The 23,669-nt window shown below is 58.7% G+C and carries 24 protein-coding genes; 19 read left to right on the top strand and 5 right to left on the bottom strand.

All coding sequences use genetic code 11. The features are described 5' to 3' along the window. Positions 1 to 82: 82 nt before the first annotated feature. The gene (locus ACGKZZ_RS01220) at positions 83 to 1,348 is read left to right on the top strand and encodes a PP2C family protein-serine/threonine phosphatase (RefSeq protein WP_411222181.1); all 1,266 of its coding nucleotides are present in this window, start codon (positions 83 to 85) and stop codon (positions 1,346 to 1,348) included. Here ACGKZZ_RS01220 and ACGKZZ_RS01215 read toward each other — a convergent pair. Continuing rightward, positions 1,316 to 1,780, bottom strand: a complete 465-nt coding sequence (locus ACGKZZ_RS01215; protein ID WP_411221609.1) for an NUDIX domain-containing protein — start codon at positions 1,778 to 1,780, stop codon at positions 1,316 to 1,318. The genes ACGKZZ_RS01220 and ACGKZZ_RS01215 overlap by 33 nt on opposite strands. An 86-nt stretch (positions 1,781 to 1,866) precedes the next feature. On the opposite strand from ACGKZZ_RS01215, the gene ACGKZZ_RS01210 reads away from it, so the two are divergent. From ACGKZZ_RS01210 to ACGKZZ_RS01175, 8 genes are all read left to right on the top strand, one after another. Beyond that, a complete protein-coding gene (locus ACGKZZ_RS01210) occupies positions 1,867 to 2,856 on the top strand; it encodes an Hsp33 family molecular chaperone HslO (RefSeq protein WP_411221608.1) in 990 nt (329 codons plus the stop codon). Continuing rightward, on the top strand, positions 2,801 to 3,445 hold the full coding sequence (locus ACGKZZ_RS01205) for a CoA pyrophosphatase (protein WP_411221607.1): 645 nt from the start codon (positions 2,801 to 2,803) through the stop codon (positions 3,443 to 3,445). The genes ACGKZZ_RS01210 and ACGKZZ_RS01205 overlap by 56 nt, the downstream gene beginning before the upstream one ends. Next, positions 3,442 to 4,587 (top strand): CCA tRNA nucleotidyltransferase, encoded by a 1,146-nt coding sequence (locus ACGKZZ_RS01200; protein ID WP_411221606.1) that lies wholly within the window; start codon positions 3,442 to 3,444, stop codon positions 4,585 to 4,587. Before ACGKZZ_RS01205 ends, ACGKZZ_RS01200 begins: the two co-directional genes overlap by 4 nt. A 132-nt stretch (positions 4,588 to 4,719) precedes the next feature. Beyond that, positions 4,720 to 6,576: an ABC transporter ATP-binding protein gene (locus ACGKZZ_RS01195; protein WP_411221605.1), complete on the top strand. Its 1,857-nt coding sequence runs from the start codon at positions 4,720 to 4,722 to the stop codon at positions 6,574 to 6,576. Continuing rightward, a complete protein-coding gene (locus ACGKZZ_RS01190) occupies positions 6,573 to 8,402 on the top strand; it encodes an ABC transporter ATP-binding protein (protein WP_411221604.1) in 1,830 nt (609 codons plus the stop codon). Before ACGKZZ_RS01195 ends, ACGKZZ_RS01190 begins: the two co-directional genes overlap by 4 nt. Before the next feature lie 39 nt (positions 8,403 to 8,441). Next, positions 8,442 to 9,662 carry a class I SAM-dependent RNA methyltransferase gene (locus ACGKZZ_RS01185; protein ID WP_411221603.1) on the top strand — a complete coding sequence of 407 codons (1,221 nt, stop codon included), beginning with the start codon at positions 8,442 to 8,444 and terminating at the stop codon, positions 9,660 to 9,662. 11 nt (positions 9,663 to 9,673) lie between these two features. Beyond that, positions 9,674 to 10,438, top strand: a complete 765-nt coding sequence (locus ACGKZZ_RS01180; protein WP_411221602.1) for an ion transporter — start codon at positions 9,674 to 9,676, stop codon at positions 10,436 to 10,438. Positions 10,439 to 10,512: 74 nt separating this feature from the next. Next, positions 10,513 to 11,001, top strand: a complete 489-nt coding sequence (locus tag ACGKZZ_RS01175) for a L,D-transpeptidase family protein (RefSeq protein ID WP_411221601.1) — start codon at positions 10,513 to 10,515, stop codon at positions 10,999 to 11,001. Positions 11,002 to 11,013: 12 nt separating this feature from the next. On the opposite strand, the gene ACGKZZ_RS01170 is transcribed toward ACGKZZ_RS01175, so the two are convergent. Beyond that, on the bottom strand, positions 11,014 to 11,568 hold the full coding sequence (locus ACGKZZ_RS01170; RefSeq protein WP_411221600.1) for a CAP domain-containing protein: 555 nt from the start codon (positions 11,566 to 11,568) through the stop codon (positions 11,014 to 11,016). A gap of 174 nt (positions 11,569 to 11,742) precedes the next feature. Between ACGKZZ_RS01170 and ACGKZZ_RS01165 the strand changes: the two genes are divergently transcribed. Both ACGKZZ_RS01165 and ACGKZZ_RS01160 read left to right on the top strand, forming a co-directional pair. Next, positions 11,743 to 12,342 carry a L,D-transpeptidase gene (locus ACGKZZ_RS01165; RefSeq protein WP_411221599.1) on the top strand — a complete coding sequence of 200 codons (600 nt, stop codon included), beginning with the start codon at positions 11,743 to 11,745 and terminating at the stop codon, positions 12,340 to 12,342. A gap of 148 nt (positions 12,343 to 12,490) precedes the next feature. Then, positions 12,491 to 12,682 carry a ferrochelatase gene (locus tag ACGKZZ_RS01160; RefSeq protein ID WP_411221598.1) on the top strand — a complete coding sequence of 64 codons (192 nt, stop codon included), beginning with the start codon at positions 12,491 to 12,493 and terminating at the stop codon, positions 12,680 to 12,682. A gap of 83 nt (positions 12,683 to 12,765) precedes the next feature. On the opposite strand, the gene hemH is transcribed toward ACGKZZ_RS01160, so the two are convergent. Both hemH and ACGKZZ_RS01150 read right to left on the bottom strand, forming a co-directional pair. Then, positions 12,766 to 13,827 carry a ferrochelatase gene (gene hemH / locus ACGKZZ_RS01155; RefSeq protein ID WP_411221597.1) on the bottom strand — a complete coding sequence of 354 codons (1,062 nt, stop codon included), beginning with the start codon at positions 13,825 to 13,827 and terminating at the stop codon, positions 12,766 to 12,768. 56 nt (positions 13,828 to 13,883) lie between these two features. Beyond that, positions 13,884 to 14,705: an SAM-dependent methyltransferase gene (locus ACGKZZ_RS01150; RefSeq protein WP_411221596.1), complete on the bottom strand. Its 822-nt coding sequence runs from the start codon at positions 14,703 to 14,705 to the stop codon at positions 13,884 to 13,886. A gap of 14 nt (positions 14,706 to 14,719) precedes the next feature. Between ACGKZZ_RS01150 and ACGKZZ_RS01145 the strand changes: the two genes are divergently transcribed. From ACGKZZ_RS01145 to ACGKZZ_RS01135, 3 genes are all read left to right on the top strand, one after another. Continuing rightward, positions 14,720 to 15,448, top strand: a complete 729-nt coding sequence (locus ACGKZZ_RS01145) for a ComF family protein (protein ID WP_411221595.1) — start codon at positions 14,720 to 14,722, stop codon at positions 15,446 to 15,448. Between the two features lie 30 nt (positions 15,449 to 15,478). Continuing rightward, on the top strand, positions 15,479 to 15,736 hold the full coding sequence (gene grxC, locus ACGKZZ_RS01140; protein ID WP_411221594.1) for a glutaredoxin 3: 258 nt from the start codon (positions 15,479 to 15,481) through the stop codon (positions 15,734 to 15,736). A gap of 148 nt (positions 15,737 to 15,884) precedes the next feature. Next, positions 15,885 to 16,331, top strand: a complete 447-nt coding sequence (locus ACGKZZ_RS01135) for a MarR family winged helix-turn-helix transcriptional regulator (protein WP_411221593.1) — start codon at positions 15,885 to 15,887, stop codon at positions 16,329 to 16,331. On the opposite strand, the gene ubiG is transcribed toward ACGKZZ_RS01135, so the two are convergent. Beyond that, entirely contained in the window at positions 16,328 to 17,071 is a 744-nt protein-coding gene (gene ubiG / locus ACGKZZ_RS01130; protein ID WP_411221592.1) for a bifunctional 2-polyprenyl-6-hydroxyphenol methylase/3-demethylubiquinol 3-O-methyltransferase UbiG, read from the bottom strand. The two genes, ACGKZZ_RS01135 and ubiG, sit on opposite strands and share 4 nt — an antisense overlap. A gap of 50 nt (positions 17,072 to 17,121) precedes the next feature. On the opposite strand from ubiG, the gene pip reads away from it, so the two are divergent. The 5 genes from pip to ACGKZZ_RS01105 all read left to right on the top strand — a co-directional run bounded on the left by pip (position 17,122) and on the right by ACGKZZ_RS01105 (position 23,630). Further along, positions 17,122 to 18,093: a prolyl aminopeptidase gene (pip, locus tag ACGKZZ_RS01125; RefSeq protein ID WP_411221591.1), complete on the top strand. Its 972-nt coding sequence runs from the start codon at positions 17,122 to 17,124 to the stop codon at positions 18,091 to 18,093. Between the two features lie 84 nt (positions 18,094 to 18,177). Continuing rightward, the gene (locus ACGKZZ_RS01120; protein ID WP_411221590.1) at positions 18,178 to 19,173 is read left to right on the top strand and encodes an ABC transporter permease; all 996 of its coding nucleotides are present in this window, start codon (positions 18,178 to 18,180) and stop codon (positions 19,171 to 19,173) included. Between the two features lie 2 nt (positions 19,174 to 19,175). Next, complete coding sequence (locus tag ACGKZZ_RS01115) at positions 19,176 to 20,372, top strand: ABC transporter permease (protein ID WP_411221589.1); 1,197 nt, start codon at positions 19,176 to 19,178, stop codon at positions 20,370 to 20,372. Further along, positions 20,369 to 22,015, top strand: coding sequence for an ABC transporter ATP-binding protein (locus ACGKZZ_RS01110; protein WP_411221588.1), 1,647 nt, complete (start codon positions 20,369 to 20,371; stop codon positions 22,013 to 22,015). The genes ACGKZZ_RS01115 and ACGKZZ_RS01110 overlap by 4 nt, the downstream gene beginning before the upstream one ends. Before the next feature lie 61 nt (positions 22,016 to 22,076). Next, a complete protein-coding gene (locus ACGKZZ_RS01105; protein WP_411221587.1) occupies positions 22,077 to 23,630 on the top strand; it encodes an ABC transporter substrate-binding protein in 1,554 nt (517 codons plus the stop codon). Positions 23,631 to 23,669 lie beyond the last annotated feature (39 nt).

Below are 23,669 nucleotides of genomic sequence, written 5' to 3'. Positions count from 1 at the left end.
TCAATTTTAGGCTTCATCCCTCGTTAAGACTCGATCCCTAAAACCATTGTCGGGGGCCAACGTAGGGGTTGGTAAAATGGGTATGTTACAGGACGCGCAGTTGGCGTTCCCCGAGGTGCATGGCGCCTGTCTTCAGCGTGTGCTGGTGGTTGACGACAGCCGCGCGCAGCGTCGGATTTTGACACTGATGCTCAAGCGCTGGGGGTTCGAGGTGGAAGAGGCTGAAGACGCCTACCAGGGAATGCGTCTTTGCCAGAGCTTTCAGCCGGACCTTGTTATCTCGGATTGGATGATGCCGGGCATGAGCGGTGTCGAGTTTTGTGCCGCGTTTCGCAACATGGAGCGGGAAAGCTACGGCTATTTCATCCTTCTCACGTCGAAGAGCGAAAAGGCAGCGGTCGCATCGGGGCTTGAATCGGGCGCGGATGATTTTCTGACCAAGCCGGTTCACGGGGACGAATTGCGCGCGCGCATCAGCGCTGGCGCGCGTATCCTGTCAATGGAGCGGGAGTTGAAGGCCAAAAACGGCGTCATCGCGGAAACGCTGTCAGAGTTGCAGGCCGTTCACGCCTCTATCGACAAGGATCTGCAGCGCGCGCGTGTCTTGCAACACTCACTGATGCCGACGCGAAGCGTGACCTATGGCAACAGTCGGGTCAGCGTGATGTTGCACTCGTGTGGTCATGTCGGCGGTGATCTGGCGGGCATGTGCGGGATCGAATCAGGCGATTTTGGCCTGTTCAGTCTCGATGTCTCCGGGCACGGCATCACCTCGGCAATGATTACGGCGCGTGTTGCCGGATATCTGAGTTCGGAATACCCGGATGAAAATCTGGCTCTGTGTCCGGATGGGTCTGACTATGGTTTCTTGCCCCCACAATGCGTGGCGCGCCGGTTGAACGAGAGGATGGTGGGCCAGAAAGGTGTGACCGAGTATCTGACCATGGCCTATGTGCAGGTGGCGGCGCACTCCGGACGGGTCAGCTTGGTGCAGGCCGGGCATCCGCCGCCTCTTTTGCTGCGCCGTAATGGTGAGGCGGGATTTATCGGAGATGGCGGGCTGCCCATCGGACTGATCGAGGGTGCAACATATGAAGACCACTTCGTGCGACTTTGTCCGGGTGACAGGATGCTTCTATATTCCGACGGCTTTACCGAGGCGGTTCTTGCAGATGGTACGATGCTTGAGGAGGATGGGTTACTTGAGATCGTACAATCCGTCCCCTCGCACCGTACAGGCGCTGATTTTCTCGACGCGCTGTACGATGCTCTCAAGTCGAAAACCCGGCTTGGGCGCGAATTCGATGATGATATTTCAGCCGCGCTTCTGGAATATGGCGGCGCGTAGTGCAAAGCGGCGCACAAATTCTCGATCGCCGGAATTGACCAGATGGCGCAACGCGATATCGGGTGTCATCCAAAGGGCGGTATGATCCGCTTCTGTCGGCGGGCCGTAGCACATGACAGGCAGAGCCATGTAGATCAGGCAAAGCTTTTCCGCCCAAAGATCGTATTCCGGCATAAACGTGAACCGGCGGTACGCGCCAAGCCGCTGTGGCCGGGCGATGCGCCAGCCGGTTTCCTCGTGTACTTCTCGCACCAGGGCTTGAGTTGGCGATTCGCCAGGATCGACTCCGCCACCGGGCAGTTGGTATTCCGAATTCTCTGCGGATTGGTATGTCACCAAGAGCCCGTCTTCTCCCGGAAGGATCGCGTAAGCGCCGGTGCGCAGTGTGTAAATCCGGCCAGTTTCCGGTGGTTCACCAAACCTGCGCAGCATAGCAATTCCTTTGCACCCCTTGGACCTGCCGGATCGTCGCTTATATAGTCGCGGACATGCCCACGGGCAGCAAGCAAGGAAATTCCATGTCTTTTGGATCGAAACTCGTCTGGGACGACACAGTCCTGCCATTTCAGCTTGATCGTTCGGACATCCGCGGTCGGGTGGCCCGCCTTGATGGCGTTCTGAGCGGTATCCTCAGACAGCACGATTATCCTCCGGCGGTCGAGGCGCTGGTTGCGGAAATGGCGCTTTTGACGGCGTTGATCGGTCAGACGATCAAGCTGCGCTGGAAGCTGTCGTTGCAGGTTCAGTCCAAGGGCGCAGTGCGCATGATCGCGACCGATTTCTACGCACCCGAGGCCGAAGGTGAACCTGCACGCATTCGCGCCTATGCCAGCTATGATCCCGAACGAGTGACCGACGGCCCCGCGATGGAACAGATCGGCAAAGGCTATTTCGCGGTCATGCTGGATCAGGGGTCGGGGATGGAGCCATATAAAGGCATTACCAGCCTCAGTGGAGACTCGCTGGCGCACTGTGCCGAGGCGTATTTCGCGCAATCCGAGCAATTGCCGACGCGGTTCGCTCTGAGCTTTGGCCAATCGATTGAACCGGGGGTCGCGTCGCATTGGCGCGCGGGGGGCATCATGATCCAGCATATGCCCAAAGCGTCGCCCAGTGCCGCTCGAGAAGGGTCGGGTGAGGGCGGCTTGCTGCTGCCCGACGATCTTCTGGACGAGGACGAAGGCGAAAACTGGAACCGGGTCAATCATTTGTTGGCGACGGTCGAAGAGATGGAACTGATCGGCCCGTCGCTTCCGCCCACGGACCTGCTGGTCCGCCTGTTTCACGAGGAAAACCCGCGTGTGTTCGATGCTCTACCAGTGCGTTTTGGCTGCACCTGCTCCGAAGAGCGTGTACGCCAAAGCCTGTCAATCTATTCGGCCAAGGATATCGCCACCATGACGACCGAAAATGGCCGGGTCACTGCCGACTGCCAGTTTTGCGGCGCCCATTATGACCTTGATCCGGCGACCGTGGGGTTTGAGGCCAAAGAGGTGCCTGGTGAATGACCGGGACCGACTTTGCATTGCGACACAGCGGGATGCGGGCGCATCGTCTGATTTCGATCTGAACCCGGATGTCGTGTTGCCGGCGGGACGCAAACTGCGTCCGGCCGGGGTTCTGGTGCCGGTCATGGCCGGAGTGCACGGCGCAAAGGTGTTGCTGACGGTACGATCCTCCCGGCTCAAACACCATCCAGGCCAGATCGCGTTTCCCGGTGGCAAGCAGGACGAAGGTGATGCGGACGTCATTGCCGCTGCCTTGCGCGAGGCGCGCGAGGAAGTTGGGCTGGAACCGCACAATGTGCAGGTTTTGGGTACGCTGCCCGCGCATGAAACAGTGACAGGATTTCTTGTCACGCCGGTCATTGGGTGGATCGAAAATCCATTCGACATCGTGCCGGAACCGGGTGAAGTGGCAGAGGTGTTTCAGGTGCCACTTGCCCACGTCACCGCCTCGTCATGTTTCAACGTGCAATCGCGGCGCTGGCGCGGCACGCGCCGCCATTACTACACCGTTCCGTTTGGTCCCTACTACATCTGGGGCGCAACCGCCCGAATCCTGCGTGGATTGGCCCAGCAACTGGAGGGCATATGAAGGTCTCGGGCGACTGGCTTGAAGCGGATGGCGCGCAGGCGGTCTTTGCCGCGCTGACACAGCAAGGCCACTCCGCCTTTGCCGTCGGTGGTTGCGTGCGCAATTCACTGATGGGTGTCGCGGTGACGGATGTGGACATCGCCACCAGTGCGACGCCTCAAGAGGTTCAATTCCTGGCCGAGGCCGCTGGCCTGAAATCGGTGCCAACCGGGATCGATCATGGCACGATCACGATCGTTTCGGGCGGCGTGGGATATGAAGTTACAACCTTTCGCGCAGACACCGAAACTGACGGGCGACATGCGGTTGTGCGTTTTTCGACCGACATGGCAGAAGACGCCGCGCGCCGCGATTTCACCATGAACGCGATTTACGCCGCCGCAGACGGGCGTGTTGTCGATCCGCTGGGTGGGCTCGAGGATCTCAAGGCGCGGCGCGTGCGATTTATCGGCGACGCAAATGCGCGGATCACCGAGGATTACTTGCGGATATTGCGCTTCTTTCGGTTTTCAGCGTGGTACGGCGATCCGGCGTATGGTTTTGACGCTGACGCGCTGGCCGCGATTGGGCAGAACCTTGACGGGTTGAGCGGCCTGTCGCGAGAGCGTGTCGGAGCGGAGTTGATGAAGCTTTTGACAGCACTTGACCCTGCTCCAGCGGTGGGGTCGATGGCGCAGACTGGCGTTATGCACGCGATCCTGCCCGGAGCCGACTCTCGGTTTCTTGCGCCACTTGTTCACATCGAACAAAGCCTTGGCATTCCTGCCGATCCTGTGCGTCGCCTCACCTGCCTCGGAGTGGTCGACGGAGCGGCTTTGCGCCTGTCGAGGAAGGATCAGCGCCGTCTTTCGTTGTATCAGAGCCTGATTTCGGGCACTCAAAGCGCGTCTGAACTTGGCTACCGGCGCGGTCCAGAAGTCGCGACCGACATTCTCGTGTTGCGCGCGGTCTTGTTCGAAACCGGTCTCGAACCAGAGGCGTTAAGTGCCGCACAATGCGGTTCTACTGCGACTTGCCCGGTCAAGGCTGCCGATCTGATGCCCGTTTATAGTGGCGTTGCGCTGGGCGAGAAACTGCGCGAGATTGAGGACCGCTGGATCGCGTCCGGATTTTCGCTCACCAGGTCAGATCTCCTCGACTGATCAGTTTCCATTTTTCGACCGGCTTGGCTATGGTTGCGACGGCGGGCCGATCAACACACGATTTCGCGCAAAACGCGCGTTTCAGATCAATCGCACGCCTTCTGTGAAATTTGCGCCAAAGGAGACCAAACGGTGTTTCGCTACTTTGAAAACCTCGTGGATCCTTATGTTGCTTACGACGAGAAGGACGCACCACCCGCCAAGCTGCTGCCGTTCATGCTCGACTATGCCCAGCCCTTCAAACGCGTATTTGCTCTTGCCGCGATCATGTCGGTTATCGTTGCGGGAATCGAGATCGGGTTGATCTGGGCGATGGGATGGGTTGTTGATATCCTGAACGGTGAGCCGTCTCAGGTGTGGGACGAATATGGCGGCTGGCTGATCGCGCTGGCGCTGTTCATTCTGCTGATCCGACCGGCCTTGCAGGCGCTGGATGTGTTGCTGCTGAACAATACGATCCTGCCGAACTTTGGCACGCTCATCCGGTGGCGCGCGCACAAGCACGTGCTGCGCCAATCCGTTGGCTGGTTCGAGAATGATTTTGCCGGACGTATCGCCAATCGGATCATGCAAACGCCGCCCGCTGCGGGGGAAGCGGTGTTTCAGGTGTTCGATGCGATCACTTTTTCGATTGCCTATGTCGTCGGCGCGCTGATCCTTTTGGGGCAGGCAGATGGGCGGTTGGCGCTCCCGATGCTGGGGTGGCTTGTGCTTTATGGCGCGTTGGTCGTGTGGACGATAAAGCGGGTCGGCCCGGCGTCGCAAGCCGCGTCGGACGCACGCTCTGAAGTGACGGGGCGTGTTGTCGACAGCTATACCAATATCCATTCCGTCAAGATGTTCGCCCACAACACTCAGGAACTCGACTACGCAAAGGACGCGATTGAAAACACCCGCCGGACCTTTCAGTACGAAATGCGGCTGTTCACCATCATGGATGTCGTCCTCGTGATCCTGAACGGGCTGTTGATCGTGTCTGTTGTGGGGTGGGCGTTCTGGCTCTGGATGAATGGGCAGGCCAGCGTTGGAGTCGTTGCGGCGGCGATTGCGCTGACGCTGCGTCTGAACTCCATGACCGGTTGGATCATGTGGGCGCTGACGTCGTTTTTCCGCCAGCTTGGCGTGGTCGCCGAAGGAATGCAGACGATCGCACAGCCGATCACCCTGGTGGATCATGTCGGCGCAAAGCCGTTGCAGCTTGGCAAGGGCAAGATCGAGCTTGAGGGTCTGACCCATCATTACGGGCGCACCTCCGGTGGGCTGAACGGGATTGATCTGAAAATCGAGCCGGGCCAGAAAGTAGGACTGATCGGCAGGTCGGGCGCGGGGAAGTCGACGCTCGTCAAGCTGTTGTTGCGGTTCTACGAGGCGGAGCAGGGTCGCATTCTGATTGACGGTCAGGACATCAAGCATGTCACCCAAGACAGTCTGCGGCTGGCCATCGGAATGGTGCAACAGGACAGTTCCCTGCTACACCGCTCCGTGCGCGACAACATTCTATACGGACGTCCGGATGCGACCGAGGAGGCGATCGTCGCGGCGACCCGGCAAGCGCAGGCGCACGAGTTTATCCTCGATCTCGCCGATCCTCAGGGTCGCACCGGGTATGACGCTCAGGTGGGCGAACGTGGCGTGAAACTGTCTGGCGGTCAGCGGCAGCGCGTGACATTGGCGCGGGTGATCCTCAAGGACGCGCCGATCCTGCTTCTGGACGAAGCGACCAGCGCGCTTGACTCCGAAGTCGAGGCAGCCATTCAAGACACGCTCTACGGGATGATGGAGGGCAAGACGGTGATCGCGATTGCGCACCGCTTGTCCACCATCGCGCACATGGATCGCATATTGGTCATGGACCAGGGCCGAATTGTCGAAGATGGCACCCATGACGCGCTTTTGGCGCAAGGCGGGCTATATGCGGGGTTCTGGGCCCGTCAATCTGGCGGGTTCATCGCAACCGACACTGATAGCAAAACCGAGGCTGCAGAGTGAAGCGTTTTCTCATTGATCCCTTTGCCCCGGCTGACGGGCCACCTCCGAACACGCTCGGCGCGTTCTTTGGATGGGCACTGCGCGGCTGCTGGCCGGTGCTGTGGCTCGCCAGCGCGTTGTCAATCGTTGGCGGGGTGGCCGAAGTTGCGGCGGCGATTCTGTTGGGTCAGGTGATCGACTCTGCATTGCAATCCGGGCCCGAGACCGTCTTCAGCGACGGCTCTGGGCTGCTGATCGCGTCGGCCGTGTTTTTCCTGTTCCTGCGGCCTGCCGTTTTGGGCTTAAGCGCATATTCGCAGACCGTCTTGATGCAGCCAAATATCCTGAACCTCGTGTTGTCTCGGATTCACCGCTACACGCTGGGACAGGCAGTGACGTTCTTTGACAACGACTTTGCCGGGCGGATTGCGCAGAAAGAAATGCAGACTGCGCGCGCGTTGAACGACAGCGTGATCGAGATCGTGCACACCGTATTGTTCGCGCTTGCCTCTGTCGTCGGTGCGATCCTGCTGCTTGGCACTGTCGATATCCGGATCGCCGCCGGTCTGTTGGTGTGGATGATTGCCTACGGCTTTTTGATCAGGTACTTCATGCCGCGCATCCGAAAACGCTCGAAAGCGCGCGCGTCGGCGCGTGCCATGGTGACGGGGCAGGTTGTCGATACCGTGACCAATATCAAGACGGTCAAGCTGTTTGCTCACATGGGCCATGAGGATCGCGCGGCGCTGGGCGCGATGGGCGAATATCGCAAGCGCTATCTTGAATTTGGGTACGTTTCTGTTGCGTTCCGCTTCTGGCTCATGGCGCTGGCTGGTGTCTTGCCAGTCCTTCTGATCGGCGGTGCGCTTTGGTATTGGTCGCGCGGTCTGATTTCAGCGGGCGACATCGCGGCGACGGGCGCAGTCAGCTTGCGGCTTGCACAGATGACCGGCTGGGTCAGCTTCACGTTGATGGGTCTTTACGCCAACATCGGCGAGGTTGAGGACGGAATGCGCACATTGACGCCGGCGCACACGCTCAGCGATGCGCACGATGCGAATGACATGGTTGTGCACAACGGCGAAGTGACGTTTGACAATGTCAGCTTTGCCTATGGACGCAGAACCGGAGGGATCGAGAATATCTCTCTCACGATCCATCCGGGCGAAAAACTTGCCATTGTCGGGGCGTCGGGTGCGGGCAAATCAACATTGGTCGCGCTGCTGTTGCGGCTCTACGATACCGAAAGCGGCGTCATTTCAATAGACGGTCAACCGATTGGCAACGTCACACAGGAAAGCTTGCGTCGCCAGATCGGGATGGTCACGCAGGAGACCGCGATGTTCAACCGGTCGGCCATGGACAATATCCGCTATGGCCGCCCCGATGCGACCGAGGACGAGGTGATTGCCGCCGCGCGCAAGGCCGAGGCCCATGAGTTTATTCTGGACTTGGAGGATCACCGTGGGCGCACCGGCTATAACGCTCACCTGGGCGAACGCGGTGTCAAGCTGTCTGGCGGTCAGCGGCAGCGCATCGCCTTGGCCCGCGCGATCATCAAGGACGCTCCGATCCTTGTTCTGGACGAAGCCACAAGTGCGCTGGATTCCGAGGTCGAGGCGATGATCCAATCCGCGCTTGATCGTGTGATGACCGGCAAGACAGTGCTGGCCATTGCGCACCGCCTGTCGACCATCGCCAACATGGACCGGATCGTGGTCATGGATCAGGGCCACATCGCCGAGATTGGCACGCATGACGACCTGCTCGCCAAGGGTGGACTATATGCGCGTTACTGGGACAGGCAATCTGGCGGCTTTCTCAATCTGCGCGATGCTGCGGAATAAGCCTCGACCCGGCATCTCAGCTAAGGCATTAGCCGGCGCATGACAGAACTTACCATCAAACGGCTGGGCCATTTGGGCGATGGTATCGCGGATGGGCCAGTGTTCGTGCCCGGTGCGTTGCCCGGCGAGCAGGTCACCGGCACTCTGGCCGGTGATCACTTGCGAGACGTCAGAATCGTCACGCCGTCGGAGAGCCGTGTCAAACCACCGTGTCCGCACGCAAAATCCTGTGGCGGGTGCCAGTTGCAATACGCCTCCGACAGGTTCGTTGCGGAATGGAAGCGCGATGTGGTGCGTCAGGCATTGGAGATGCAGGGGATTTCTGCCGATCCGGGCCTGCCGATCACGTCGCCGCCTCAATCGCGCCGCCGGGCAACTTTTTCCGTGCGCCGAACCAAGAAGGGTGCGTTGGCGGGCTTTCACATGAAGGCCTCCGACACGATCATCGCGGTGCCCAACTGTCAGTTGGTGCATCCGGATCTGGCAGCCGCATTGCCAATGGTCGAAGCGCTGGGCGTGTTGGCCGCGTCGCGCAAGGGTGAGCTGTCGGTTCTTCTGACGTTGTCGGACACCGGATTGGACGTATCCGTCACCGGCGGCAAGCCGCTTGACGTGGACTTGCATCAGTCGCTTGCCGCGCTCGCGCGGGAATATGACCTGGCGCGCATCGCCTGGGATGGCGAGGTCGCATTGCAGCGCCGCGCACCGCTGGTGCGGCTTGGCACCGCGCACGTGACACCGCCGCCCGGCGCGTTCTTGCAAGCCACCAAAGCAGGAGAAGCGGTGCTCGTAGAGTCTGTGAAGCAGGCTCTGACAGGGGCGAAACACATCGCCGACCTGTTCGCCGGATGTGGCACATTTGCGCTGCCATTGGCCGAACGTGCGGCGGTTCATGCCGTTGAGGGTGACCGGGATATGGTAGTCGCGTTGGATCATGGTTGGCGGAACACCGAAGGATTGAAGCGTGTCACACATGAAGCCCGTGACCTGTTTCGCAACCCGTTACTGGCTGACGAACTTGCACGTTTCGATGCGGTGGTGATCGACCCGCCGCGCGCCGGTGCCCTAGCTCAGGTGGCCGAACTTGCGAAATCAAGCGTATCGCGAATCGCTCATGTGTCCTGCAACCCAGCGACATTCGCGCGCGACACCGCAACGCTAGTTGGCGCCGGGTTCGACGTGGAATGGGTCAGAGTGGTTGATCAATTCCGATGGTCCACCCATGTGGAACTGGTGGCGCTGCTGCGCCGGGTCAGGTGAAGGGCAAAGCGATGCGCAACAGGGTTGCCGCGTTCATGGCGCAGCCATGGGTGACGAATTTCATCATCGGGGTGATCGTGTTCAACGCGATCCTGCTTGGGATGGAGACGTCTGACACGCTCATGGCTCTTGCGGGGCCGGTTATCCTGACGCTCGATACTTTGTGCCTGATGATCTTTGTGATCGAAATCGGGCTCAAGCTGTTTGCCCATGGCTGGCGTTTCTTTCGCAATGGCTGGAATCTCTTCGATTTTTTCATCGTGGGCATCGCGCTTGTTCCGGCGACCCAGGGGTTCGCTGTTCTGCGTGCTCTTCGGATCTTGCGGATTCTTCGGGTTATATCGGCGACGCCCCGTCTGCGACGCGTGGTCGAGGGCTTTGTCACGGCGCTTCCAGGGATGGGCAGCGTCTTTCTGTTGATGGCGCTGATCTTCTACATTGGCGCTGTGATGGCGACGAAGCTCTTTGGCGCAGCGTTTCCCGAATGGTTTGGCGACCTCGGTCAGTCGGCTTATTCGCTGTTCCAGATCATGACGCTCGAATCATGGTCAATGGGAATCGTCCGGCCCGTGATGGAGGTCTATCCCTGGGCATGGGCATTCTTCGTTCCGTTCATCATGGTCACGACATTTGCTGTCGTGAACCTTCTGGTGGGTCTGATCGTCAATTCCATGCAAGACGCGCATGCCGAAGAATCCAACGAAAAGACCGACGCGTATCGGGATGAAGTGCTGCATCGCCTTGAAGCCATTGAGAAACAGCTAAATCAGCGGTGAGGTGGCGTTTTCGTTTCGCCAAATCGCTCTTGGTCGTGTATCATGTCAAAAAAACCAAGAGCAGTGTGGCAGGCATGTTTCGGCTAATTATTCTACTTACTCTGGCTTTGGGCCTGAGCGGATGCGCGAGCAAATTTCAAACCTATGACGGGCCCGAAGTGACGCGGGTGATCGTCAACAAAGGCGAGCGGCGGATGCATTTGCTGCATCACAACACGGTTCTCGAAAGCTATGATGTCGGTCTCGGATTTGCTCCGGAGGGGCACAAGCAGGTCGAGGGTGACGGCAGAACGCCGGAAGGCGAGTACCTCATTGACCGCCGCAATCCCAACAGCAACTTTTACCTGTCGATCGGCATTGATTATCCGCGTCCACGGGACATCGAGATCGCAAGCACCATGGGCAAATCACCCGGCGGCGACATCTTCATTCACGGCCGACCCTGGAAGAATCGCAAGGGCGGGCGCGACTGGACGTGGGGGTGTATCGCTGTATCGAACCGTGAAATTCGCCAAATCTATGCGATGGTGAAAGATGGCACACCGATCACGATCAATCCCTGAGAATATCGGCCTTTAGGACGGCGCGTTGAGCGGAATGAAACCCGACTCTCCGGGCGCACCCAGAATGAGGTTCCACCAGATCTTACCGTTGGATTCCTGATACCAGGAAAAGCCCATATCGCGCGCTGTCGGGTCAAGAATGACGGTGCGCGTATTCGCGGCTTCCATCCATGCGCCAAGCGTCTCGAGTTCTGTCTCATAGGTTTCCGAAATCGCTTCGCCCACCAAGCGCCCGTCATATCCGGCGCGCTGGATGCGCGTGATGGGCGACGATCCGTCAGAGCCGAAATGCCACGGCCGGTTTTGCACGCTCATGTCACGTGCGTGTGTGGCGGCAGCAGCGTTGAGGCGGGAATCCAGTTCGAGTGCGGTTGCACCTTTGGCTTGGCGCAGAGAGTTGATCGCATCGAGCATCCGGAACTGGATACGCCCCTTGTCGCCCGGCCCGATCCGATAGACGCGCGGCAGCGGTTTGCCGTCGGGGCCAAGCGTCGGTGCTATCGGTTCCGCGGCGCACGCGGTCAGGGCCATTGCAGCCATACCTAACAGAAATGTCGAACGCTTCATCTTACGCCACCCTATTTATTATCAGTGCCGCACTTATCCGCTGAGCGGATCGGAGCAAACACACAAAGGCGAGATTGGCAGATCTCGCGGTCCTTTGAATTGCGACTGCGGCATTCAGGTCATATATACTAAAGACTTCGAATCCTGTCGCTGGCAACAAAAGAGGCCTCAGTCATGGCAAATACACCGCGTTTCTCCGTAAACCGCCGGGCGTTTCTCGCAGGCTCGGCTGCATTTCTTGCAACCCCAGCCATCGCGCAAAGCGTTGATGGAGCGGCTACAACCGAGATGGAGCGCGATTTGTCGCAGGCCGTCCGGCGCAATATCTCAAGCTTCCGCACGCTCGATTGGCGTCCGTATTTCAGCAATCTGAACAATGGTGCGATCCTAGTCGACATCGATTCGCGTGCTCTGCATTATTGGGCCGAGAATGGCGATTACCGGCTTTACCCGTCGTCGGTTCCGCTGAGCGAAGACCTGACGCGGCGCGGTCGCACCAGCGTGACGCTGAAAGATCCGTCGCCCGATTGGCGCCCGACTCCGTCGATGAAAGAGCGCAATCCCGAGTGGCCCGACTATGTCGCCCCCGGCCCGGACAACCCGCTCGGCACCCGCGCCTTGCACCTCAGCTGGACCTATTATCGCATCCACGGAACCCATGACACGCGCAAGATCGGGCGTCGTTCCTCCAACGGCTGCATCGGCCTTTACAACGAACATATCGAAGAGCTTTACGCGCTCGCGAAAGTCGGCACACAGGTGTTGCTAATTTGACGACAATGCGATCCGGCGAGAAAGTTGAGTGATAAGATAGGTTTGCAATTGCCCGGATAAGCTGGTTAGAGAGTCTTACGAGGTAAGTCTTGGGTGCTGGTCGTGTGATGCTGTATGCGTTCCGATTGGCGAATATCTGGAGGTTAACATGAATAAACTTGTACTCGCCGCTGCGTTTGCTGGTGCTGCTTCGACAGCAATGGCCGGTTCTTACGCAAAAGATGACGTGGTAATGGAGCCGGTAGTTGTGGTTGAAGAAGCCGCATCCAGCTCTTCTTCCGCTGGCCTCATCATCCCGCTGGTCGTTATCGCCCTGCTGGCTGCTGCTGCTGCTGACTAATCCACGGCGGATTATTCGAAACGGAAAAGGCGGTGCGTTTGCACCGCCTTTTTTGTTGAGCGATCACAGTTTCGGCGGCGATTTCATTCAAGCCAGCCGCCCATGTTTTCCTCGATTACGGCCGACAACGCCTTGATATGGGCATCGTCATCGTTGAGGCACGGGATATAGGTGAAATGTTCGCCGCCGGCCTCCTCAAAGCTTTCCTTGATCTCTTCGTTGATCTCTTCCAGCGTCTCGATGCAATCGGCTGAAAATGCCGGCGCGGCGACGGCGATGTTCGTTTTCCCCTGTTTGGCAAGCTCCGCGACGTGTTTCACGGTATAGGGCTTGAGCCATTCTTCCGGTCCGAAAACAGATTGGAACGTGGTGGTGATTTCCGTGTCGCCCCAGCCCAGCCGCTCCTTGACCAGACGTGTCGTTTTTTGACACTGGCAATGATAGGGATCGCCCTCCATGAGATAGCGCTCGGGCATTCCGTGGTACGACATGACCAGAATCTCGGGGCGTTTCGGAGCTTTGGCGTAGGCACGCTCGATCGACTGGGCCAGCGCCTCTATATAAAGCGGATGGTCGAAATAGGGATCGACGGTGCGCGCACTCGGTTGCCATTTTTCATCCATCAGGGCGCGGAAGAACGCATCGTTTGCCGTGGCCGATGTCGCTCCCGCGTAGTGCGGATACAGCGGAAAGAACAGGATCTTGCGGCATCCCGCCTCGACCATCGCACGCACCTTGGATTTCGTCGACGGATTGCCGTATCGCATGCAGAAATCCACCATCACCTGATCTCCGTAGCGCGCCTGCATCGCGGCGGACACTTTGGCGGTCTGATCTTTGGTGATCGTCATCAAAGGGCTCTCGCCCTGCTCTTCGTTCCAGATGGATTTGTACGCCGCGCCGGACGTGAACGGGCGCTTCGAGAGAATGATCAGCTGCAACAACGGTTGCCATTTCCAGGGGCTGTAATCAATCACACGCCGATCCGAGAGGAACTCGTTCAGATAGCGGCGCATCGGCCAATAGGTGTAGGCATCCGGCGTGCCAAGATTGGCGAGCAGGATGCCGACACGCTCTGTCTTGACCTTTGGATGATCGTTGGGTGCGTGGGTCGGGCGTTGTGCGGGTGTGGTGGCGTCCAACATCTGTCCTGCGTCCTTATATGCGGTTTCTGGGATACCTAAACCCTATGCAGGGCAGGTCAATCTTTCAGCGGCGTTTCAGCCGTATTGAGGGCGTCCGCAAGTCGTCCGACCGCCGAACCAGGGCGCAGGGGTTGAGGTTGCGACGCATCCGGCGCCCATCCCGTCAGCGTTATAAGCTCAAACGTGGCGGCGATGCGATCACCGTCGCGCTTGTATGCCTCGCCATAGAGCGCAACCGCGCGCAACATCACCTCGCGCCGCGTCGGGCACTTGATCCGGTTGGTCAACGCGTTGGTTTCACCCATGGCACGCAGGTCGCGCATCAGGTGCAAGGCCGAAGCGTAGCTGGTGTTCACCACGGCGCTATCGGCAACAGGCAGGGCCAGTCCGGCGCGTTGCAAAAGGCCGCCCAGATCGCGGATCTCTGCCATGGGTGCGACACGCGGCGACAGGCCGCCAGTGATCTCGACCTCGGCTTGCCCAAGAGCCGCGCGCAATTCGTGCAGGGTTTGCCCGCCGGGCGCGATGACCAGCAACAGCCCGTCGGGAACAAGCGCGCGGCGACATTGAATTAGTTGCCCTACCGGATCATTCGCCCAATGCAGAGCCATCGCGTGGATGATCAGATCATGTGCACCCTCGGTCAGATCGAGGATGTCCGTGTCAGGGATGATATGCGCGTCGGGAAAACTGCTCTGCCACACCTGCGGGAAGGGCGTGACAATCGCCACTCGCTTAAAGGTCTTGTTAACCAGACTCAGGCGATCCTGAATTTCGGCCAGCGCTTCTTCGTGCAGAAACAGCGCGGGATCACGCAGCGCGCGGGCACGGTGCAGTTCAAGCGCTGCGCGATCGGTCAATTGAGGAGTTTCGGACATGATCGGCAAATAGGATGCTGCACACCGGATTGCAAACCGCGCTGCGCATGATCTATCCGCCGCGATGCCTGGCCTGCGGCGGGATGGTCGAGCAAGAGAACGGCCTGTGCGCCGACTGCTTCGCGCAAACGCCCTTTATCACCGGACTGGTGTGCGATCTGTGCGGCGTGCCACTGCCCGGAGCGTCCGATTACGGTGTTCAGTGCGACGATTGCATAGCCGTTGGTCGCCCCTGGCATCAGGGCCGCGCGCCTTTGCAATATGAGGGCGTGGGCCGCAAGCTGGTGCTGGGATTGAAACATGGTGATCGGCACGAAATTGTCGGCACCGCCGCGGATTGGATGGTGAGCGCACTTGCGATCAAACCGCCGTCCGATACGCTGGTGGTTCCGGTGCCGCTTCACCTCGGCCGGCTGTTGCGCCGACGCTACAACCAATCGGCCTTGCTGGCCCGGGCGATGGCGCGGCGACTTGACCTGGAGTTTTGCCCCGATGCGATGCGACGGTCGCGGCGCACCGCATCGCTCAACGGAAAATCCCGTGAGGCGCGGTTTGCGGAACTGGCGGACGCGATCACCATCAACCCCAAGAGGATGGCCGTATTGCACGGCCGGCCGATCCTTTTGGTTGACGACGTCATGACGTCGGGCGCAACTCTCGCTGCCTGTGCCTTGGCGCTGGGACCGCTACATTCGCACAAGATTTTCATCGCGGTTCTGGCGCGTGTTGCAAAGGCCACCTAGATCCCTGACAAACGACAAAAGGGATTAATCATGCCGACCATCGAAATCTACACCTCTCCGCTGTGCGGATTCTGCCATGCCGCAAAGCGTTTGCTGACGCAAAAAGGCGCGACGTTCACGGAAATCGACGTCTGGTCAGACCCCAGTCGCAAACCCGAGATGATACAACGCGCCAATGGCAAGACATCTGTGCCGCAGATTTTTATCGGTAAGACGCATGTCGGGGGCTGTGACGAGCTTTACGCTTTGGATCGTGCGAATAAGCTCGATCCGATGTTGAAAGCGTAATTCCGGTGCGTAGCGCGTTGATCTGCTGTCAAGCGCGCGGTGCGCGGGCTGGAACGAAGATGCCAATTGACGTTGCGTTAGGCGACATGGCAGAGACGTGCATACCAGCCCCGTCAAAACAGCATCCTAGAGGGTACTCTGGTCCGGTATGAGCGACAGCAGCCCTCTTGCCATCTCGCTATTCAGCGAATTGCTGACCGCAGATCAGCTTTTGCGGAACCGTCTGACACGCGTATTGCCGAACAAGATGGAAATCTCGCATTTTTCGGTGTTGAACCAACTGGCGCGGGGTGGCGCCGAAAAGACGCCCGCGCAACTTGCCAAGACGTTTCACGTCACGCGGGGCGCAATGACCAACACGCTGCGCAAGCTTGAAGCTGCGGGATATGTCCATATTCGCCCCGACTGGGACGATGCCCGCCGCAAGCAGGTCTCGATCAGTCCGGCTGGCGGCACGGCGCGGGAGGCCGCGATCGAGGCGATTACGCCGCTGATCAACGAGATGGTGATGGAACTGGGCGAGGCAAAGGTGCGCGCCGCAATTCCTGTGCTGCGCGAATTGCGCGTCAAACTCGAACCCGATAGCGCAGATTAGGCCGGTTTGAGCGCCGCTGTGACGTAGTTCACACTCAGATCACGATCCGACAAGCGCCATTTCCATGTCACGGGATTGAACTGGAAACCCTTGCGATCCACCGGTTCAAGGCCCGCCTTGCGCATAAGCTCAAAGAGCTCATCGGGTGTGATGAACTTTGACCACTCATGCGTGCCCTTGGGGAGCCAGCGCATGACATATTCCGCCCCGACGATGGCCATCGCAAAGCTTTTCGGATTGCGGTTGATGGTCGAGCAGATGTGAAGCCCGCCGGGCTTGAGCAGTTGTTGGCATGCTGTGAGATATGCCAACGGGTCAGCGACATGTTCGACCACTTCCATGTTCAGAACCACGTCGAATTGCTCTCCTTCACCCGCCATCGCCTCGGCAGTGGTGAAGCGATAATCGATCTCGAGCCCCGATTGTTCGGCATGGGTGCGAGCGACGGGAATGTTGCGCTCTGCCGCATCGACGCCAACGACGGTGGCCCCAAGACGCGCCATCGGTTCGCAGAGCAAGCCGCCGCCGCAGCCGATGTCAAGAATGCGTAAGCCCTTGAAAGCCAATGGCTGTGTCAGGTCTCGGTCGAACTCGGCGGCGATCTGGTTCGAGATGTAATCCAGACGGCACGGGTTGAGCATGTGGAGCGGTTTGAACTTGCCCTCGGGATCCCACCACTCGGCGGCCATAGCCTCGAATTTGGCAATTTCGGTGGGATCGACGGTGCTGGTCACGGTCATGCGACGTTTCCTCATGGTCTTTTGGTATTTAGTGCCAATATAGTTTGGGTATGGATAAATTCCCGAGCCAAAAGCGCGCAGTGCAATATCTCTATCCACCCATCGACCCGTTCGATCAGCGGATGCTGGATGTCGGCGACGGGCACACGGTTTATGTCGAACAATGCGGCGCGGAACAAGGAATTCCGGTGATTGTCCTGCATGGCGGACCCGGCGGCGGCTGTAGCCCGTCCATGCGCAGGTACTTCGATCCCAAGATCTACCGGATTATATTGTTTGACCAGCGCGGCTGCGGACGCTCCCGGCCGCACGCCAGCGTGGTAAATAACACCACATGGGATCTGGTCGCGGATATCGAACTCATCCGAAAAACTTTGGGGATAGAGCACGCGATTATCTTTGGTGGCAGTTGGGGCGCGACGTTGGGGCTCATTTACGCCATCACGCACCCGCAGGCGGTCAGCCATCTCGTGTTGCGCGGCGTCTTTACCATGACAAAGGCGGAGCTTGACTGGTTTTATGGCGGCGGCGCCGGACAATTCTGGCCCGAAACCTGGGCGCGCTTCGTTGACATGATTCCCGAAAACGAGCGAGGAGATTTGATCTCTGCCTACCACGATCGCCTGTTCAGTGGCGACTTGCGGACTGAAACCCGTTTCGCGAAGGCATGGTCCGCCTGGGAGAACGCCTTGGCCTCGGTCTATTCGAACGGGTCCGGCGGCGAGTCTCCCGGCGAATATGCGCGTGCCTTTGCGCGGCTGGAAAACCACTATTTCATCAATAACGGATTTCTCGACGAGGACGGATGGATTCTCAAAAACGTCCACCGTCTTTCGGGCGTTCCCGGAGTGATCGTGCAGGGCCGGTACGATATGATCTGCCCTCCTCTCAGGGCCTGGGAATTGGCGCGCGCGTGGCCGGAATGCGACCTGCGGATGATCCGAAACGCCGGACATGCGTTGTCGGAACCGGGCATAAGCGCGGAACTGGTGCGAATTATGGACGCAATTCCAGACGGATAGAGGTTTTTTCCTTTTTCTGTTTTACTCGCGCGAACCGGTTGCTAACCTGTACGCCACCCAAGAAACAAAGTGTAAGCCGAGCATTTGCATTCAGTCCTTCGCATTATCTTGCAGCGTCTCGCGCTTGGACTGCTCACGCTCTTTGTTGTTTCAATCGTCATATTCACCGCGGTAAACATGCTGCCCGGCGATTTCGCTCAGGCGATCCTGGGACAGGGCGCAACGCCCGGAGCCGTTGCCTCGATCCGCCGTGATCTTGGGCTGGATCAGCCGCCTGTTGTCCGATATTTTGATTGGCTTGCCGGCGCGATGCGAGGCGATCTTGGCAATTCATTCGCGCAAGCAAACTTTGCCAGCTTCGTCGGTGCCGATAGCGGTGTGAGGACAACCGTCGCACAGCAGATCGCGCCGCGCTTTGCCAATACGATGTTTCTTGCCGCCGTCACAGCCTGTATCGCCGTACCGCTGTCGCTGGTTCTGGGAATTCTTGCGGCGCTTTACCGGAATTCCGTGTTCGACCGCGCAGCCAATGTGACGACCCTGTCGTCGATCTCGTCGCCCGAATTCTTTCTGGCCTACGTGCTGATCCTGTTTCTCGCGGTCCTGAACCCCGTTCTGCCCTCCTTGTCGAACATCTATGATGGCATGTCGTTTGCCGAACGACTTGAGAAGACGTTGTTGCCCGCGCTGACGCTGACGCTTGTCGTGACGGCCCATATGATGCGGATGACACGCGCCGCGATTATCAATCTGCTGGCAAGCCCCTACATCGAAATGGCGCGGCTCAAGGGGATATCACCGATGCGGGTGATCGTGAAACATGCGCTTCCAAATGCGTTGGCGCCCATCATCAACGTCATCGCTCTTAATCTTGCCTATCTCATCACCGGCGTCGTCGTGGTTGAGGTTGTGTTCGTGTATCCCGGAATAGGCCAGCTCTTCGTCGACAGCGTGAAGATACGCGACATCCCGGTGGTTCAGGCGTGCTGCCTGATCTTCGCGGCAGCCTATATTCTGCTCAATCTACTGGCAGACATCATGTCGATCCTGTCGAACCCCCGATTGAGGCATCCCAAATGAACATGCCGATGACAGCGGGTTTGGCGCTTGCCGCGATTGCCTTGGGGGCGATGGTGTTTCGATTTGCGGGGCAAAAAGTCACTGCAAACGCCCCAGGGTTTCGCGACATGCCCTTTGCGGTGGCATTCGGGTATGTTCTGGCGGGAAGCCTTTTGGTCTTGGCGATCATTTACTATTTCCAGCCCACGGAAACCGAGGCCGGAACGCCGGTGGCCGGGGTCACGTTTTTCCGCTGGGCCGTGCATTTTTTCCTTTTCGCGGCGGTGGCGGCGTACCTGTTTCGATGGCTCGGCCAATATGTCGGCACTGTGACCACCAAGAAGCTGTTTCGCCAGATGCCTTTGACAGCCAGTTTCGGCGTCTTGGTCGTTATACTTTACGCCATCACCGCGATATTTGCGCCTGTTCTGGCGCCTTATGGTCAAGACGAGATCTTCGCGCGCGTGAATGTCCTGCCTGGTGGAAACGAAGCCACCGGAGGCGATCCGGCGCACCTCCTGGGGACCGATCAGATCGGACGTGATTTGTTGAGCCGCTTGATATACGGCGCGCAAAATACGGTGGGCATCGCATTCATCACGACATGCCTGGCGTTTTTTCTGGGCGGTTCTTTGGGATTTCTGGCAGCGACGTTGCAAGGATGGCTCGATCAGGTCGTTAGCCGCGCAGTGGATGTGCTCATGGCGATCCCGTCGCTGATCTTCGCGCTGTTGCTGATGACCATCGCAAGCGCATGGGCAGGGTCCGAACGCTGGTTGCTGACCGTCTACATGATCCTGATCATCGCGGTGATTGACAGCACGCGCGTGTTCCGGCTTGCCCGCGCGGTGGGGTCGAATATCGTGGTCATGGATTACATAGAAGCGGCCAAGCTGCGTGGTGAGGGGCTGAGATATCTGATCTTCAAGGAAATCTTGCCCAACGCGATTGCGCCTCTGCTGGCTGAGTTCGGCTTGCGCTTCTGCTTCGTGTTTTTGACAATCGCGTCCCTCAGCTTTCTGGGCGTCGGCATTCAGCCGCCGCTGGCCGACTGGGGCACGATGGTGCGCGACAGCGCTCAGTTCATCAACTTTGCGGCGTTTTCACCGCTGACCGCGGCGCTGCCGCTGATGGCGGCCGGTGCGATTGCTTTGCTGACTGTCGGCGTCAACTTTATCGTCGATTGGATGCTGCACAAAAGTTCGGGGCTGAAGGAATGAGCGCGCTTCTCGAAATTCGCGATCTCTGGATCGAAGGGCGCAGTGACGAAGCGTGGTCGCCGATCATCAACGGCGTCGATCTTGATTTGGACAAGGGCGAAGTTCTTGGTCTGATCGGAGAATCCGGCGCCGGCAAATCGACGCTCGGGCTCGCCGCGATGGGCTTCACCCGCGATGGTGTGCGGGTGTCCAAGGGGTCGGTCACATTCGACGGGATCGACTTGCTGCAAGCCTCGGCAACACAAAAGCGGGCGTTGTTGGGCAAGCGGATCGCCTATGTCGCGCAGTCGGCGGCGGCCAGTTTCAATCCGGCGCACAAGATCATCGACCAACACACCGAAGGACCGGTGCAGCACAATGTGATGACCCGCGCCGAGAGCATCGAAGACGGGATCGAGCTTTACCGCCGCCTGCGATTGCCGAACCCCGAGGAAATCGGCTTCCGTTACCCCCATCAGGTTTCGGGAGGCCAATTGCAGCGAGCGATGACCGCGATGGCAATGTCGTGTCGGCCCGATCTCATCATCTTTGACGAACCGACAACCGCGCTGGATGTGACAACCCAGATCGAAGTTCTGGCGTCGATCCGCGATATTGTCGACCAATTCGACACTGCCGCGATTTACATCACGCACGATCTGGCCGTGGTGGCCCAGATGGCTGACCGGATCAAGGTTCTGCTCAAAGGCGACGAGGTCGAAGAGGCGGATACCCGGACGATGCTAACGGCGCCGGAAGAAGACTATACCAAAAGCCTTTGGGCTGTTCGCGCTTTCGAGCGTCCGCAAAAACCAGCGGTCAAACGCGATGCAACGCCGGTTATCTCGGTGCAGAACATGTCGGCCTCCTATGGCAAGGTGCCGGTGTTGCACAATGTCAGCTTTGACATTCACGAAGGACGCACGGTCGCGGTTGTCGGAGAATCCGGTTCGGGCAAATCGACCACAGCCCGCTGCATCACAGGGCTGTTGCCCCCAACCGACGGACTGATCCAGCTGGACGGCGAAACATTGCCCGCAGATTACCGCAAGCGGTCCAAGGACCAGTTGCGGCAGATTCAGATGATCTACCAAATGGCCGACACGGCTCTCAATCCGCGCAAAACCGTTGGCGATATCATCGGTCGCCCGGTGCGGTTCTACATGGGTCTGACTGGAAAGGCCAAACGCCGCCGGGTCGAGGAATTGCTTGAGCAAATCGAATTGCCGGCGTCTGAGTATATCAAACGCTTGCCGGGTGAATTGTCCGGCGGACAAAAACAGCGCGTTGGCATCGCGCGCGCGCTTGCCGCAGAGCCGAAGTTCATCATCTGTGATGAGGTGACAAGCGCTCTCGATCAATTGGTGGCCGAAGGTATCCTGCGCCTTCTGGCGCGGCTTCAGGATGAACTGCGGTTGAGCTATATGTTCATCACGCACGACTTGGCGACCGTCAAGGCGATCGCTGACGAGGTTGTGGTGATGAAAGAGGGCAAGGTTGTCGAACAAGGTCCGAAGACGGAAATGTTTGTGCCACCACACCACCCCTACACGGATCTATTGCTGAGTTCAGTTCCGGAAATGGACCCGGACTGGCTCACCAATCTGCTCGATGAACGTGGAGTTGATAACATCGGCGACGCTGCAATTGATAAGATGACATGAGAATCGGTCGTTTACGGCCGTCAGGCGGCACGAGACCGCCAACTAAAACAGGGAGAACACGATGACACGTATTTCAAGACGCGGACTACTTAAGACCGGCGCGGCCGCAGGGGTTCTGGCAGCCAGCGGCCTGCCGCTGCGCGCACAGGCCAAGAAGGGCGGGCGCCTTCGCGCGGGACTCTCGGGTGCCAACACGTCAGACAGTTGGGATGGGCGCACCCATTCGGATCTCTACATGATCGCGAGCGCGCAAGGTGCGGTGTTCGATAGCCTGACCGAGATCAAAGCCGATGGTTCGCTGGCAGGCGAGTTGGCAACAGATTGGGAGGCTTCGGCCGATGCCAAGGTCTGGACATTCAACTTGCGACAGGGCGTGACCTTTCACAACGGCAAGGCGTTCGGTGCCGATGACGTGATCGAGTCGCTTCAAATTCACGTTGCCGAAGGTGCGAAATCTGCCGCGCAGCCGATCATCTCCACCATCACCGAGATGAAGAAAATCACCGATCATCAGGTGCAATTCACGCTGGAGGCGGGCAATGCGGATTTCCCGTATCTTATGTCTGACTACCACCTGCTCATGTATCCCGCAGGCCAGATCGAGGAAGCAATCGCCAAGGGGATCGGCACCGGTCTTTACAAGGTCGAGTCGTTTGAACCGGGCGTGCGCATGGTCGCAAGCCGGGTCGATGGACACTACAAGGATGGTGACGCAGGCTGGTTCGATGAGATCGAATATATCGCGATCAATGACAATACCGCGCGGATGAACGCCCTGATGACCGGTCAGGTGGATGCGATCAACCGGATCGATTTCAAGACCGAAGCGTTGCTGCGCGCCAATCCGATGATCCGTATCCAGGAAGTTACCGGCAACCAGCAATACACCTTTCCCATGCTGACCAACGTTGCGCCGTTCAATGATGTGAATGTGCGCAAGGCGTTGAAATACGGTGTCAACCGCCAAGAGATGGTCGACAAGATCCTGCTTGGTCACGGGCGTGTCGGCAACGACACCCCCATCGGCCCCGCGAACCAGTTTTTCAACGACGAGATGGAGCAAATTGCCTACGATCCCGATCGTGCGAAATTCCACCTCAAGGAAGCGGGTCTCGACTCGCTCGATGTGGATATGTCAGCCTCCAATGCGGCCTTCGAGGGTGCGGTGGATGCGGCACAGCTGTATCAGGCTTCGGCCAAGATGGGTGGCATCAACATCAACGTCGTGCAGGAACCGGCTGACGGATATTGGTCGAATGTGTGGCTCAAGAAGCCGTGGTGCGCGTGTTACTGGTCGGGTCGCGCCACCGAGGACTGGATGTTCTCGAGCGCCTACGAGGAAGGCGTGCCGTGGAATGACACCCAATGGGGCCGCGAGGACAGCGAGCGGTTCCAGAACCTTTTGCTCGAAGCGCGTGCGGAACTCGACACAAACAAACGTCGCGAAATGTATTACGAGATGCAGCAGATTCTGCGCGACGAAGGCGGCGTGATCCTCCCGATGTTCGCGAATTATGTGCAAGCGGTCGCCAGCAAGGTGTCCCACCCAGAGACTATCGGCAACCTCTGGCAGATGGACAATGGCCGGATGGCCGAGCGGTGGTGGATGTCATAAGGCCGCTATAAGACCAAGACGCCCTGCCGACAGGCGGGG

The organism is Marivita sp. S2033, from assembly GCF_046592965.1.
Lineage (GTDB): Bacteria > Pseudomonadota > Alphaproteobacteria > Rhodobacterales > Rhodobacteraceae > Marivita.
This window is presented reverse-complemented; position numbering and strand designations above follow the sequence as displayed.